Annotated in this window: 9 protein-coding genes; 7 read left to right on the forward strand and 2 right to left on the reverse strand. The window is 65.8% G+C overall.

Translation table 11 applies throughout. The features are described 5' to 3' along the window. Window positions 1–47 precede the first annotated feature (47 nt). A complete protein-coding gene (bglX, locus tag CQ039_RS09755; RefSeq protein WP_233190083.1) occupies window positions 48–2,321 on the forward strand; it encodes a beta-glucosidase BglX in 2,274 nt (757 codons plus the stop codon). A 17-nt stretch (window positions 2,322–2,338) separates the two neighbouring features. Here bglX and CQ039_RS09760 read toward each other — a convergent pair whose 3' ends face one another. Both CQ039_RS09760 and CQ039_RS09765 read right to left on the reverse strand, forming a co-directional pair. Next, complete coding sequence (locus CQ039_RS09760) at window positions 2,339–3,679, reverse strand: sigma-54 dependent transcriptional regulator (RefSeq protein ID WP_105561925.1); 1,341 nt, start codon at window positions 3,677–3,679, stop codon at window positions 2,339–2,341. After that, complete coding sequence (locus tag CQ039_RS09765; RefSeq protein WP_233190082.1) at window positions 3,679–5,475, reverse strand: ATP-binding protein; 1,797 nt, start codon at window positions 5,473–5,475, stop codon at window positions 3,679–3,681. Before CQ039_RS09765 ends, CQ039_RS09760 begins: the two co-directional genes overlap by 1 nt. Window positions 5,476–5,755: 280 nt before the next feature. Between CQ039_RS09765 and CQ039_RS09770 the strand changes: the two genes are divergently transcribed. The 6 genes from CQ039_RS09770 (at window position 5,756) to CQ039_RS09795 (ending at window position 13,865) form a co-directional block, all read left to right on the forward strand. Continuing rightward, window positions 5,756–7,108: a dicarboxylate/amino acid:cation symporter gene (locus CQ039_RS09770; protein ID WP_369831555.1), complete on the forward strand. Its 1,353-nt coding sequence runs from the start codon at window positions 5,756–5,758 to the stop codon at window positions 7,106–7,108. Window positions 7,109–7,170: 62 nt separating this feature from the next. Continuing rightward, on the forward strand, window positions 7,171–10,218 hold the full coding sequence (locus tag CQ039_RS09775) for a TonB-dependent receptor domain-containing protein (RefSeq protein WP_105561924.1): 3,048 nt from the start codon (window positions 7,171–7,173) through the stop codon (window positions 10,216–10,218). Window positions 10,219–10,233: 15 nt separating this feature from the next. Then, entirely contained in the window at window positions 10,234–11,562 is a 1,329-nt protein-coding gene (locus CQ039_RS09780; RefSeq protein WP_105561923.1) for a hypothetical protein, read from the forward strand. Window positions 11,563–11,818: 256 nt separating this feature from the next. Continuing rightward, window positions 11,819–12,421, forward strand: a complete 603-nt coding sequence (locus CQ039_RS09785; RefSeq protein ID WP_105562006.1) for a TetR/AcrR family transcriptional regulator — start codon at window positions 11,819–11,821, stop codon at window positions 12,419–12,421. A gap of 45 nt (window positions 12,422–12,466) precedes the next feature. Then, entirely contained in the window at window positions 12,467–12,895 is a 429-nt protein-coding gene (locus CQ039_RS09790; protein WP_105561922.1) for an organic hydroperoxide resistance protein, read from the forward strand. Further along, window positions 12,888–13,865, forward strand: coding sequence for a zinc-binding dehydrogenase (locus CQ039_RS09795; RefSeq protein WP_105561921.1), 978 nt, complete (start codon window positions 12,888–12,890; stop codon window positions 13,863–13,865). The genes CQ039_RS09790 and CQ039_RS09795 overlap by 8 nt, the downstream gene beginning before the upstream one ends. The last annotated feature ends 28 nt before the right edge of the window (window positions 13,866–13,893 follow it).

A 13,893-nucleotide genomic window follows, 5' to 3' on the forward strand; every position in this document is an offset into this window, starting at 1 on the left:
GATGCGGATCAGCCTCCGCATCGGCCGTTTTTTTATCGGGTGTTCTGATGCCGATGAAATTTCTGCAACGCCTGCTGGTCGGCGTGGTCCTGCTCAGCGGAACCTCTGTGGCGGCCGAACCGACGCCGCCGGCGCCTGCCGAGGTTCCATCGCCCGAAGCCCGCGCCGACGCGCTGATCGCGCGTATGACGCTGCAAGAAAAGGTGGGGCAGGTCAGCCAGCAGTTCGTGCTCGGCAGCGCCGCCCTGGTCGAGACGCGGGTGCGCGAGGGCTCCGTAGGCTCGCTGCTGTTCGTGCGCGACCCGGTTGTCGCCAACCGGCTTCAGAAGATGGCGGTCGAGGAGACCCGGCTGGGGATACCGCTGCTGTTCGGCTATGATGTGGTGCACGGTTTGCGCACCATCTTTCCTGTTCCATTGGCGATGGCGGCGACCTGGAACCCGGACCTGGTCGAACAGTCTCAGGCGGTCGCGGCGCGCGAAGCGCGCGCGGTCGGCATCCACTGGACCTTTGCTCCCATGTTGGACCTGACGCGCGATCCGCGCTGGGGGCGTATCGTCGAGGGACCGGGCGAAGACCCCTATCTGGCCTCGGTTCTGGCGCGGGCCCAGGTGCGCGGCTTCCAGGGCGAGACCATCGGCCAGCCGGATCGCCTTCTGGCCGGACCCAAGCATTTCCTGGGCTATGGCGCGTCCGAGGGCGGGCGCGACTATGACAGCGTGAACCTGTCGGACGCCCAGCTCTACAACCTCTATCTGCCGCCTTTCATCGCCGCGATCGAAGCCGGCGCTGCCAATGTCATGAGCGCCTACATGGAGTTGAACGACGTTCCAGCAGTCGCCAACGACGGCCTGCTGAACGGTTTGCTGCGCCAGGAACTCGGGTTTGACGGTTTCGTCGTCTCGGACGCCAACGCCGTGCGGAGTCTGATCCCCCAGCACTTCGCCACGGACGCGACCGACGCCGCCGTGCGTTCCATCCGCGCGGGCAATGACATGGAGATGTCCCTAGGCGCCGGCGCCTTCGACAATCTGGTCGCGGCCGTCCGTGAGGGGCGACTGGACGAAGCGGTCGTGGACCGGGCTGCGCGTCGCGTTCTGATCGCCAAGATCAGGATGGGCCTGTTCGAGAATCCCTACATCGACGCCTCGAGAAGCGAAGCCGTCCTGCAGTCGCCGGAGCATCGGGTTCTGGCCCGGCAGGCGGCGGAACAGGCGATGGTTCTGCTGCAAAACAGGGACGGCGTCCTGCCGTTGCAGGCCGGGGTGCATCAACGGATCGCCGTCATCGGACCAATGGCGGACTCAGCGGTGGACACCGTCGGTCCTTGGTCGTTCGCGGACAAGCCGGACGAAACGGTCACCATCTTCCAGGGCCTGAAGGCCAGGTTGGACGGCTTGGCCCAGGTCGAGACGGCGCCGGGCGTTCAACTGCGCCGAGGCACGGCGTCGATGTTTGCGGCCATGCGGCCTATGCCCCGCCGCTGGGACGCCGCGACGGCCGAGGCCGAATACGCCCGCGCCCTCGAACTGGCCCGACGCTCGGACCTGATCATCCTGACCGTCGGCGAGGACTATTACATGAGCGGCGAGCAGGCCTCGCGCGTCTCCTTGTCCCTGCCTGGCGAGCAGCAGAAGCTGATCGACGCCGTGACGGCCCTGGGCAAGCGGGTCGTCATTGTGCTGGTCAACGGCCGCCCACTGGATATTCGCGAGGCCGCCGCACACGTGCCCGCTGTTCTGGAGGCCTGGCATCCGGGATCGGAAGGCGGGGCTGCGGTCGCCAATGTCCTGTTCGGCGACGTGAACCCCGGCGGCAAGCTGCCGATCACCTGGCCGCGCGAGGTTGGTCAGATCCCGCTCTATTATGCGCACAACCGGACCAAGGACCCGGCGACTGCGGCGACCCGCTATTGGGACGGACCGTCCACGCCGCTCTATCCGTTCGGATACGGTCTCAGCTATACGGACTTCCAGTTTTCGGACATCGCGGTGGATCGGTCGGTTCTCAGCGCTGACGATCGGGTGAGCGTCTCGGTCGTGGTGACCAATACCGGCGCGCGGTCCGGCGACGAGACGGCCCAGCTCTACATCCACCAGCGGGCCGGACGAGCGACGCGCCCGGTGCGCGAACTCAAGGGCTTCCAACGGGTCACCCTGGCGCCCGGCGAGCGCCGCACCCTGACCTTCATCCTGGGCGAAGCCGAGCTGAAATACTGGAGCAGCGCCGAGCGCAAATGGGTGGTTGATCCAGGCGTGTTCGACATCTGGATCGGCGGGGATTCTCGCGCCGAATTGCACGCCAGCTTTGAATTGCGCTGATCGGGCTGGCTCCTGGGCTACTGGCGACGGAAATCGGCGGGTTTCAGGCCGTGCCGCTTAAGCTTGTCGTAGAGCGTCTTTCGCGGGATTTTCAGGTGAGCGAGGGCTTCGGCAATATCGCCGCCCAGGGCTTCAAGCGTGTCCTGAAGGATGCGGCTTTCGAAGGATGCGACGCGCTCGGCAAGCCCGCTCTCGGGTTCGAGGGTTCCGCCGTCGTGACTTTCCAGGCCCAGGGCGAAGCGCTGTGCGAAGTGGGCCAGTTCGCGAATATTGCCGGGCCAGGGCGACTCCAGAAGCCTTGAACGAATCTCGTCGGTAACGGCGGGTGCAACGCCGTCCGGGCCGATCTGGGCGCGAGCCAGCAGGCTGGCGAAGAGCAGAGGGATGTCTTCGCGGCGTTCCCTCAGCGGCGGCATGCGCAGGCGCACGGCGTTGAGGCGGTAATAGAGGTCCTCGCGTACTCGACCCTGAACGACCGCCTCTTTCAAATCACCAGTGGACGAGGCCAGGACCCGTAGATCGACGACACGGGGGGCGTCGGCCCCGACAGGATGGATTTCGCGTTCCTCAAGCACGCGCAGCATCTTGACCTGAGCCGATAGCGGCATGGTGTCGACGGTGTCTAGGAAGAGCGTGCCGTTGTGCGCCCGCTCGACGTGCCCGAGGCGACGACGCATGGCCCCGGCGAAGGCGCCAAGCTCATGGCCGAACAGTTCGCTCTCGATCAGGGCTTCGGGCAAGGCGCCGCAGTTCACCGCAACGAAGGGCTGAGGTCGTCGTCGTCCGTTGTAATGAAGCGCGCGGGCGACCGCTTCCTTGCCAGCGCCCGTCTCGCCCTCGATCAGGACATCCATTCGGGCGTCGGCGATCTGGGCGATAGTGCCGCGCAAGCGCCGGATCGCCTGGCTTTCGCCCAGCAGCGGCAACTCCAGGCCCGCCTCGGACGACAGGGCGGTCAGGCGGCGATTGTCGAGAACCAGCGCCCTTTTCTCCAGGGCGCGTTTCAGGCTTTCGCGCAGGCGTTCAAAGGCGAAGGGCTTGGCTACGAAGTCGTAGGCGCCCGCGTTCATGGCGGCGACCGCCTCGGCGATGTCGCCATGGCCGGTGATCAGGATGACGGGCAGGGCGGAATCCAGCGCCTGCAAGCGGCTCAGCAACTGGCGGCCGTCCATTCCGGGCATGCGCAGGTCGGTGACGACCACGCCGGCGAAATCGGCGTCGATCTCGGCCAGAGCCGCCTCGGCGGAGCGGAAGGCGTGAACCGTCAGATTGTCGAGCTCCAGGCGTTCGACCAAGGCAATGCGGAAATCGTCGTCGTCCTCGATCAGGGCGACGGAGTCGAGGCGCGGAAAGTCCATCACGCCTGCCTCAGGGTGACGACGAAGACGGCGCCGGTGTCGCTGGGGCGCAGATCCAACTCGCCGTTGAAGGCGGCGACGATGTCGCGGCTGATGACCAGTCCAAGGCCCAGTCCATTGGCCTTGCTGGTGACGAAGGGCGTGAAGAGCTGTTCGCGGATTGCTTCGGACAGACCGGGACCGTTGTCGGCCACGATCAACTCGACCTGGTCCGCTTCGCGTTTGACCGACAGGGTGACGATAGGGGTCGGAACGCCGTCCAGCGCCTCCAGCGCGTTCTGGATCAGGTTGACGATGACCTGTTCCAGTCGAAACCGGTCGGCCATGACGACGGCGTCGGGGCCCTTGTGTCGGACCAACCGGACCCCGGCCTGCCGCAAACGGCCGCCGAGCAGCAGCAGGGCGCCGTCGAGCGCTTCGTTGATCGAGACTGATGACACGCTGGGTTGGCTCTTGCGGGAGAAGGCGCGCAGTTCCTGGGTGATGGCGCCGATGCGGGTCGTCAGGTCGCCGATGCGGCTCAGGGCGCGGGCCGCCTTGGGGGCCTGGTCCCGTTCCAACCAGGCGGCCGCCGTTTCGGCCTGCGTGAGAATGGCGGCGACGGGTTGATTGATTTCATGCGCCACGCCGGCGGCGATCTGGCCCAGGGCCGCCAGCTTGCCAGCCTGCACCAGTTCGTCGCGTAGAGCCTCGCGGCTGGCCTCGGCGCGCATTCGTTCCTCGATCTGGCGGTTCAGCGCCTCGTTGGCCTCGCTGAGGTCGCGGGTCCGTTCGGCGATGCGGTGTTCCAGATCCTGACGCGCGGCTTCGGCTGCGCGATGGCGCGCGGCGGCTTGCTGACGGCGACGCAGCAGGACGGCCAGGACGCCGAAGACGAGGGTGACGATCAGGACGGCGATGGCGCGGGCGTTGGCGACGGCCGTCTCGATCGCGCCGCGCGTGGGCGTCAACAGATGCAGGGTCCAGCCGGGGGTCGCGGTCTGGGAAGAGGCGTGCATCCAGTGGCGAACGGCGCCGTCCACCGGCGCTTCGACGAGTTGGGAGCGTCCGTCCGGCGGCGTCTGGAAGTTCAGGGGCGTCAGGGCGCCGTGCCCCAGGGTCTGATCGGCGAGCGTCAATCGGCGGCTGGCGGCGTCCATCGGACGCAGGGTGCGAAAACGCCAGGCCGGAACGCTGGTGATCAGGATCACGCCGCCAGGGTCGGCCACATAGGCCGGTTCGCCTGCGGCGCGCCATTCGGCTTCCAGGGCGTCGAACTCGACCTTGACCACGACCACGCCCAGGGCGTGTCCGCTTCGATCCGAGACGCGTCGGGCCAGGAATAGGCCGGGCGTTCGGCTGACGGTGCCCAGTGCGAAGAACTCGGCGGAGCCTTCGGCCATGGCTTTGATGAAGTAGGGGCGGAAGCTGTAGTCGGCCCCGACGAAGCTGATCGGCTGACGCCAGTTGCTGGCGGCGCGGGTCACGCCGTCGGCGGCGATGACATAGATGGCCGAGGCGCGCGTCTGATCGGCCAGGGTCTCAAGCCGCTGATTGAGCGTGGTCGTATCTGCGCCGTCCGGCGCGTTCAGCAGGCGCGCCACGTCGGGGTCCGTGGACAGAGCGGGCGGCAGGGACCGATACTTCTCAAGCTCGCTCCGCAGAACCGCGGCATGCAGCGCGGCGGCGTTTTCCGATTGGCGGGCCAGTGCGGCCTCAGCGCTACGACGCGCGGTTTCGCCGGCGGCGTAGGCTCCCGCAAGGCTGGCCGCCAGCCAGACCAAGGCCAGCAGGGCGAGGGCCAGGCGGTTTCGCAAATGGAACGGTGTCGCAGCGCGCATGGAGGCCGAGTGGGGCATGGATGTGTGTGCGATATTTCGCACAAATAAGCCATGTTTGGGGATGGTTTTCCGCACGTTTCTTGTCGAGAAAAATGATTGGGTTATTAAATATCATTATATATCAATATATTGAATGATTTCTGTGCGCGTATTGGTCGTCTTTGAACCCTGACGCAGACTGAGGCCCAAGCGTGACGAAGAGCACGCCGAGGAAATCCGCGAGCCTCTTGGCTCGCTGTCAGGAGCGACCTTCGTGATCCCTATCGCGTCAGAGACGGCGGCCGTCGTGCGCCGCCCCTTTTATCGGCATCTCTATTTCCAGGTGCTGGTGGCTATCGTGCTCGGCGGCGCCATCGGTCACTTCTGGCCGACGCTCGGCGAGAGCCTGAAACCCCTGGGCGACGGCTTCATCAAGCTGGTGAAGATGGTCATCGCGCCGGTGATCTTCCTGACCATCGTCACTGGAATCGCCGGGATGCGCGATATTGGCCGGGTCGGGCGGGTCGCGGCCAAGGCGTTCGGCTATTTTCTCGTTTTCTCGACGCTCGCCCTGATCGTCGGTCTGATTGTCGCCAATCTGGTCCAGCCGGGCCGTGGCCTGAACATCGACCCGGCCAGCCTGGATGCGGGTGCGGTGTCCCAATACGCCCAGGCCGCGCATGAGAGCACCATCGTCGGCTTCTTGACGGGCATCATTCCCGACACCGTGGTCAGCGCCTTCTCGACCGGCAACATCCTGCAGGTCCTGTTCGTCTCCATCCTGTTCGGCATCGCCCTGGCCATGATCGGCGATCTGGGCAAGCCGGTGATGACCGTCCTGGAATCGGTCAGTGCGGCCTTCTTCAAGCTGGTCGCCATCCTGATGAAGGCGGCGCCGATTGGCGCCTTCGGGGCCTTCGCCTTCACCATCGGCGCCTATGGCATCGCCTCGGTGGCCAATCTGTTCGCCCTGATCGCCACCTTCTATCTGACGGCCGCCATCTTTGTGGTCGGGGTGTTGGGCTTGGTGGCTATCGCCAACGGTTTCAATATCTTGAAGCTGATCCGTTATCTGAAGGAAGAGCTGCTGTTGGTGCTCGGCACCTCCAGTTCCGAAGCGGCCCTGCCCAGCCTGATTTCCAAGATGGAACGGGCGGGGGCGTCCAAGTCGGTGGTCGGCCTGGTCGTGCCGACCGGCTATTCCTTCAATCTGGATGGCACCAACATCTACATGACGATGGCGGCGCTGTTCATCGCCCAGGCGTTGAATATCGACCTCAGCCTGCAGGATCAGATCTTGCTGCTGCTGGTCGCCATGTTGTCGTCCAAGGGGGCGGCGGGGATCACCGGCGCGGGCTTCATCACACTGGCGGCGACGCTGTCGGTGGTGCCCACCGTGCCGGTCGCCGGCATGGCGCTGATCCTGGGTATCGACCGCTTCATGAGCGAGTGCCGGGCCCTGACCAACTTCATCGGCAATGCCGTGGCGACCATCGTCGTCGCCCGCTGGGAAGGCGAACTGGATCGCGATGCACTGAAGGCTGCGCTGGACGGCGGGCCGCAACCTTTGGCGGCGTCGCCTGATCCGGCGGCGGGTCCAGGTGATGATCTCGTCCTCGCTGACGACTGAAACACAAGAAGAATTTCAAAACCGCGACCGTCGGCAACAGGCGGCGCAAAGGGAGTGGAAAAATGAAAATGCATTCGAAGATCGCCCTGATGGCGACGACGGCCTCTGCGGTTCTGTTCGCGGGGATGGCGCAGGCGCAGGAGGCGTCTTCCGTCAGCGTCGGCGAGCAGGCGTCCCAGGTCGAGGACGTGGTTGTCGTCGGCACCAATATTCGCGGTGCGCGCACCACGGCGGCCTTGCCGGTGATCGTCGCGGATCGTGAACAGATTGAAGCGACCGGCGCCACGACTGGGGACGAACTTCTGCGCACCATTCCGCAGATGGGCGACGTCCTGTTTGACTCGGCCAACAACCCGCAGACCTCGAACTCGGCCCGCGGCGACGTCAACTCGGTCAACCTGCGTTCCCTGGGCGTAGGCAACACCCTGGTCCTGCTGAACGGGCGTCGCCTGGTGCAGCATCCGACCAGTCAGGGCACTTCGGACACCGGCACGGTGCCGGTGCTGAGCTACAACTCCAACGCCATCCCCGTTTCAGGTCTGGAGCGACTGGAGGTGCTGCTGGACGGCGCCGCCGCTATCTATGGCGCGGACGCGGTGGCGGGCGTGGTCAATACCGTGCTGCGCGACAATATCGACGGTCTGACGGTCAGCGCCCGTTACGGCGGGGCCGAGGGCACGCAGATGCGCGACACCGAGTTCAACCTGTTCGCGGGCAAGAACCTTGAGCGAGGCAATGTCTCGCTCTTCGCCAACTATGCCCAGCGCACGGCCTTATGGGCGTCGGATCAGGACTTCACCCGTTCGGACGATATCCGACCCCTGTTCGCGGATTACGCCGACTTCGCTGGGGTTCAGTCGCTGGACGGCCGGTCTTCGCACACGCCCTGGGCACGTCTTTCAGTGGGGTCGCGGGCGGTGATCCGTTCCAACGGGACCGCCGTGACCAACTCAGCCGGCGCCTTCCGTTTCCAGCCGTCCAGCTTCGGCTGCGGCGTCGATGTCGGCGGCGACATCTGCCTGTCCAGCGGCAATCACAACTTCAACACCACCAACCGCGACATGCGTTATGACACGCGTCATGAGACCACGGTGCGTCCTTCGGTCGAACGTCTGAACCTCTTTCTCACCGGTCGCTACGACCTGACCGACAACGTCGAGGCCTTTGGCGAGATCGGCTATTACAGCGCGCACAGCCGCGCCGTGCAGCCGCCAGTGGTCAACCTGAACCAGATCTGGATACCGGCCAGCAACTACTACAATCCGTTCGGTCCTGTGACCTTCGCCGACGGTTCGGCCAACCCCAATCGTCTGCCCGGTCTGACCGGCGTGCCTGCGGCCGGGCTGCCGGTTCTGATGACCAATTATCGTTTCGTCGACACGGGCTTCCAGGTGGTGAAGGTCGACAACTATCAGGCGCGCCTGATGGGCGGTCTGCGCGGCGAGTGGCGCGGCTTCGACTGGGAGACGGCTCTCGTCTATTCGGAGGCCGAGGCCGAAGACCGTTCACCCAACATCAACATGACGGCGCTGCAGAAGCAGTTGGCGCTGTCCACGCCCGATGCCTACAACCCCTTCAGCGGGGGCTGCGTCGCCACCACCAGCTATGGCGACTGCTCGCCCAGCTCGCGAGCGGCGATCGACGCCATCGTCTTCGACATGCGCCGTCTGTCGCGCACGACCCTGACGATGGCGGACTTCAAACTGTCGCGGGGTGATCTGTTCGACCTGCCGGCCGGGCCGGTCGGCATGGCCGTCGGCATCGAGGCGCGTCGTGAGACTCAAAAGGATGATCGCGACGCCAATGTGGACGGGACCTTCACCTTCACCGACATGGTGACGGGCGAAACCAACCTGTCCAACGTCTCGGCCGTCAGTCCCAACCCCGACACCAAGGGCAGCCGGGAGGTCTTTTCGACCTATATCGAGTTCGCCCTGCCTCTGGTCTCGCCTGAGATGAATATTCCTTTGATCTATCAGCTGGATATGCAGCTGGCCGGTCGTTACGAGCACTATTCGGACTTCGGTTCGGTGGCCAAGCCCAAGGTGGCCGCGGCCTGGGACGTCGTGCCGGGCGTTCGCGTCCGCGGCTCCTACTCAGAAGGTTTCCGCGCGCCCAACCTAGAACAGACCAACGCCACCCAGTATTCGCGTCTGGCGAGCGGCGTTGACTATGTCCGTTGCGAAGCTGACCTGCGTGCAGGGCGCATCGCCAGCTTCTCGGCCTGCTCGCAGAACACCTCGGGCGCATCGCTGCTGGTCGCGGGCAACCCGGATCTGGAGCCAGAAGAAAGCACCAACAGTTCCTACGGCCTGGTGCTGCAGCCGTCCTTCATCCCTGATCGCTTCGGCGCCTTCACCTTCACCATTGATCGCTGGCGTATCGAGCAGGAGAAGATCGTCGGCCTGCTGGGGGCGCAGACGGCCCTGGCCCTAGACTATCTGAACCGCGTCGAGGGCGGTTCCAATCCGCTGGTGAACCGCCGCGACGCTACGCCTGAGGACATTCTGCTGTTCGAGGGCACGGGCCTGACGCCGGTGGGCGAGGTCATCTCCATCAACGACCGTTTCATCAACCTGCAGCCGCAGACGGTCAGCGGTCTGGATCTGGGCATGAACTGGTCGTTGCGGCGTACGCGCTTTGGCACCTTCATCGTCAATGTGAACGCCAGCAAGCTGGATGAGTTTTCGCGTGACCCTGGCGACATCGTGAACGCCCTCTACGCCGCCCGCGCTGACGGCACGATCAACGCTGGAACCACCTTGCCGGAGACGGCCCAACTGGTGGGCCAGAACGGTCGACCGGAATGGCGGGTCAACGCCAGCCTGACCTGGCGCAAGGGTCCGATCCGCGCCGGGATTTCCAGCCAGTACATCAGCGACTTCGACCAGCCCGGTCTGCTGGGGGCTTCCGACGAGGCCTGGGTGGTCGACTCGCGTCAGACGATCAACGCCTATGTGGATTACGAATTCCCGGCCGAGACGCGGCTGCGTCTGGGGGTGCGCGATCTGACGGATCAGGGACCGCCGTTGGCGGACAACGGCTATCGCGGCTCAGTGCACAGCCCCTGGGGACGCTATTGGTACGTCAACGCCAGCAAGTCGTTCTGATCAGGAGGCGAAGGGATGCGCATGTTCAGGATCGCTGCAAGCACGTTTGCCGTCGCACTTGCAGGCGCGCCCTTCGCCGCCGCCCAGGATGCGCCGGCGGTTACCTCCCCGTCGGCGCCCGCCCCGGCCGTCTGCCCTGATTTCCTTCCGCAGCAGGCGCACTGCTGGTCGGGGCAGGCGGCCAAGGGCGGTTATTACTGGATCGCCATGCCAGAGAACTGGAACGGTTCGCTGATCGTTCATGCCCACGGAGGGCCGCGTACGGGCGTCCCCAAGGCCGATGATCCGCTCGAGGATCTGGAGCGCTTCTCCATGACGGTCAAGGAGGGCTTCGCCTGGGCGGGCTCAACCTATCGCCGCGGCGGTTACGGCGTCCGTATGGCGGCCGAGGACACTGACGATCTGCGCCAGATCTTCTGGGACGCCTTCGGTCGGCCGCGTCGGACCATCCTGCATGGTCAGTCTTGGGGCGGCAACGTCGCCGCCAAGGCGGCGGAGCTCTATGCGCGTGACGCGGAGGGGCAGGTGGTCTGGGACGGCGTCGTCCTGACCAGCGGGGTTCTGGCGGGCGGGACCGAGGCCTACAGGTTCCGGGCCGACCTGCGCGCTGTCTATCAATACTATTGCCAAAACCATCCGAAACCCGACGAGGTCCAGTATCCGCTCTGGCAGGGGTTGCCCGACGGCGCCCGCATGACCCGCGCCGAGTTGGCGGAGCGGGTGAAGACCTGCACCGGCGTCGGCCTGCCTGAGGCCGAGCGCTCGTCGGAACAGAAACAGCGGCTGGCCGACATCCTCAACGTCGTCGGCGTCGAGGAGGACCAACTGGTCGGCCATCTGGCCTGGGCCACCTTCCTGTTCCAGGACCTGGTGCAGCGTCGGCTGGACGGGCTGAATCCCTTCTCCAATATCGACACTGTCTATACCGGGGCGCACGATGATGCGGCCCTGAACGCCGGGGTGCAGCGCTTTTCCGCCGATCCGATGGCGGTGGCGCGGCTGGCCTATGACGCCGACCTGTCCGGCATGATCGTGGCCCCCACCGTGACTATTCACGGCAAGTACGATCCCACAGCCTTCGTCTGGCATCAGGCGGCCTATCGCGACCGGGTCGCGGCGGCGGGCCGGTCGGATCTTCTGGTCCAGACCTTCACCAACGAGGCCGAGCACAGCGCGCTGAGCGCTCCGGAATATGTGGCGGTCTTCGACGGCTTGATGGCCTGGATCGACCAAGGCGCCAAGCCCGACGCCGGCTCTGTGGCCGCCCTCTGCGAAGCCGTCCGCCCTCGGCATGCTGGGACATGCCTATTCGACGAACGCTACAGGCCGGCTGCGGAGCGTTGATTATAGCGCCGGCGCGCCGTTCGACCCGGCGCCGCCGCTGCCCGCGTCAAAGTCGGGGCTCGACCTGCTTCACCGGACCCCGCTGCCGAGCAATCTGCTGCCGACCCACGCCATGAATGAAGGGCCGAGGCGCTCCAGGCCGAGTGAGCCCCGCCGCCTGCGGCCTTGGCTCAGCCCCTTGGGGGCGACGTCGGCCGCCAGTTTAAAATTGCATGGTCATATAGACGACCGGTCTATTATTTCCTACATGCCTGTCATGACAGATCGCAAGAAGTCCGAACTGACCCGCGAGCACATCCTGACGATGGGGCGTCGCCTGGTGCTGCGCCGGGGCTTCGGCGGGGTGGGGCTGAAGGAGCTTCTGGATCAGAGCGCCGTGCCCAAGGGGTCTTTCTACTACTACTTCGCTTCCAAGGAGGCGTTCGGCTGCGCCCTGCTGGAAGACTATTGCGTCGACTATCTCGGCCGGTTGGACGCCCTGTTCGCCCAGGTCGGCAGCGGCCGCGAGCGGTTGATGCGCTACTGGACAGCCTGGTTCGACGATGAGCGCGCAGAAGGCCTGGCCGACCGCTGCCTGGTGGTCAAACTGGCGGCTGAAATCCCTGACCTGTCCGAAGACATGCGGGTCATCCTGCAGGGCGGGGTCGAGCGGCTGATCGACCGGATCGCACAGGTGGTCGCCGACGGTCGCGTCGACGGTTCAATCCCGACGCCGCGCGATCCCCGTGCTGTGGCGCGAGCCATGTATAGCCTGTGGCTGGGCGCGGCCATTCTCTCGAAGCTGGGCAAGGACCAGGCGCCGATGCGCGACGCCTTGCTGGCCACCGAACGTCTGCTGTCGGACCGGACGGCGGATTGAGCCTCCTGGCGCCGCGACGATGCGGCCATGACAAGGAACCGACCGATGAAGATCTTCTACAAGACCCGCGCCACCGCGACGGGCGGCCGCGCTGGACGCACGGCTCTCGACGACGGCGGGCTGGCGCTGGACCTCGCCGTCCCTGGTTCGGGCAGGCCGGGCGCCAATCCCGAGCAGTTGTTCGCCCTGGGCTATGCGGCCTGCTTCGATAACGCCCTGGTCGGGGTGGCCAAGCAAATGAACCTGCCGATCACCGGCAGCCGCACCTCGGCCGAGGTCGGCATCGGCCAGACCCCGGCCGGCGGCTATGCGCTGGATATTGACCTGTGGATCGAGGTTCAGGGTCTGAGCGAGGCCGAGGCCAGGACGCTGGTCGAGGCGACCCACCGCGTCTGCCCCTATTCCAACGCCACCCATGGCAACATCGACGTCCGGCTGCATGTGTCAGTCGATCAAGGAGATCAAAATGCGTAGCGCCGTCCACACCGCCTTCGGCGACCCCGCCGAACTGCTGCACCTCGACGACACGCCCCTGCCTGAGCCCGGTTCGGGCCAAGTGCGCGTTCGCACCCTGCTGTCGCCGATTCACAATCATGATCTTTGGACCGTGCGTGGCGAGTATGGCTACAAGCCTGAGTTGCCCGCCGTTGGCGGCAGCGAGGCGGTCGGCGTCGTCGAGGCCGTGGGCGAGGGGGCTGACGCCAGCCTCATTGGCCGCCGCGTCGCCGTGGCCGGTGTGCATGGAACCTGGGCCGAGGCCTTCATCGCCCCGGCGGGCGCCCTGGCCCCCGTGCCGGACGCCATCGGCGACGAGGCGGCGGCCCAACTGATCGCCATGCCCTTCAGCGCCATCTCGCTGCTGGAGTTCCTTGGCGTGACCGAGGGCGACTGGATCATCCAGAACACGGCCAACGGCGCGGTCGGCAAGACCCTGGCCATGCTCGCGCGCTCGCGGGGCATCCAGACCGTCAACCTAGTCCGCCGGGACGCCGGCGTGGCCGAACTGGCCGTCCAGGGCATCGACAACGCGGTCTCGACCGCCGCCCCGGACTGGAAGGCCCAGGTGCGCGCCCTCACTGCAGGGGCGCCCATCCGCGCGGCGGTGGACTCCATCGGGGGAAGCGCCTCCGGCGATCTGGCGGACCTGCTCGGGGAAGATGGCTTGCTGGTGTCCTTTGGCTCCATGAAGGGCGAGCCGATGCAGATCCCATCGGGTGCGATGATCTTCAAGCAACTGACGCTGAAGGGCTTCTGGGGCAGCAAGGTCTCGGCCGCCATGCCGTCTGATCAGCGTCGCCGTCTGATCGGCGAACTGATGACCCTGGTCGCCAAGGGGCAACTGGCTCTACCCGTCGAAGGGGTTTTCGACCTGGATCGGGTCGCCGACGCCGTTCGCGCCTCGCTGACGCCCGGCAAGACCGGCAAGGTCCTGCTGCGGCCCTAGGGCGGGCCGGGTCAGGCGGTCGCAACAA

It is taken from the genome of Brevundimonas sp. MYb52, assembly GCF_002979535.1.
Classification (GTDB): domain Bacteria; phylum Pseudomonadota; class Alphaproteobacteria; order Caulobacterales; family Caulobacteraceae; genus Brevundimonas.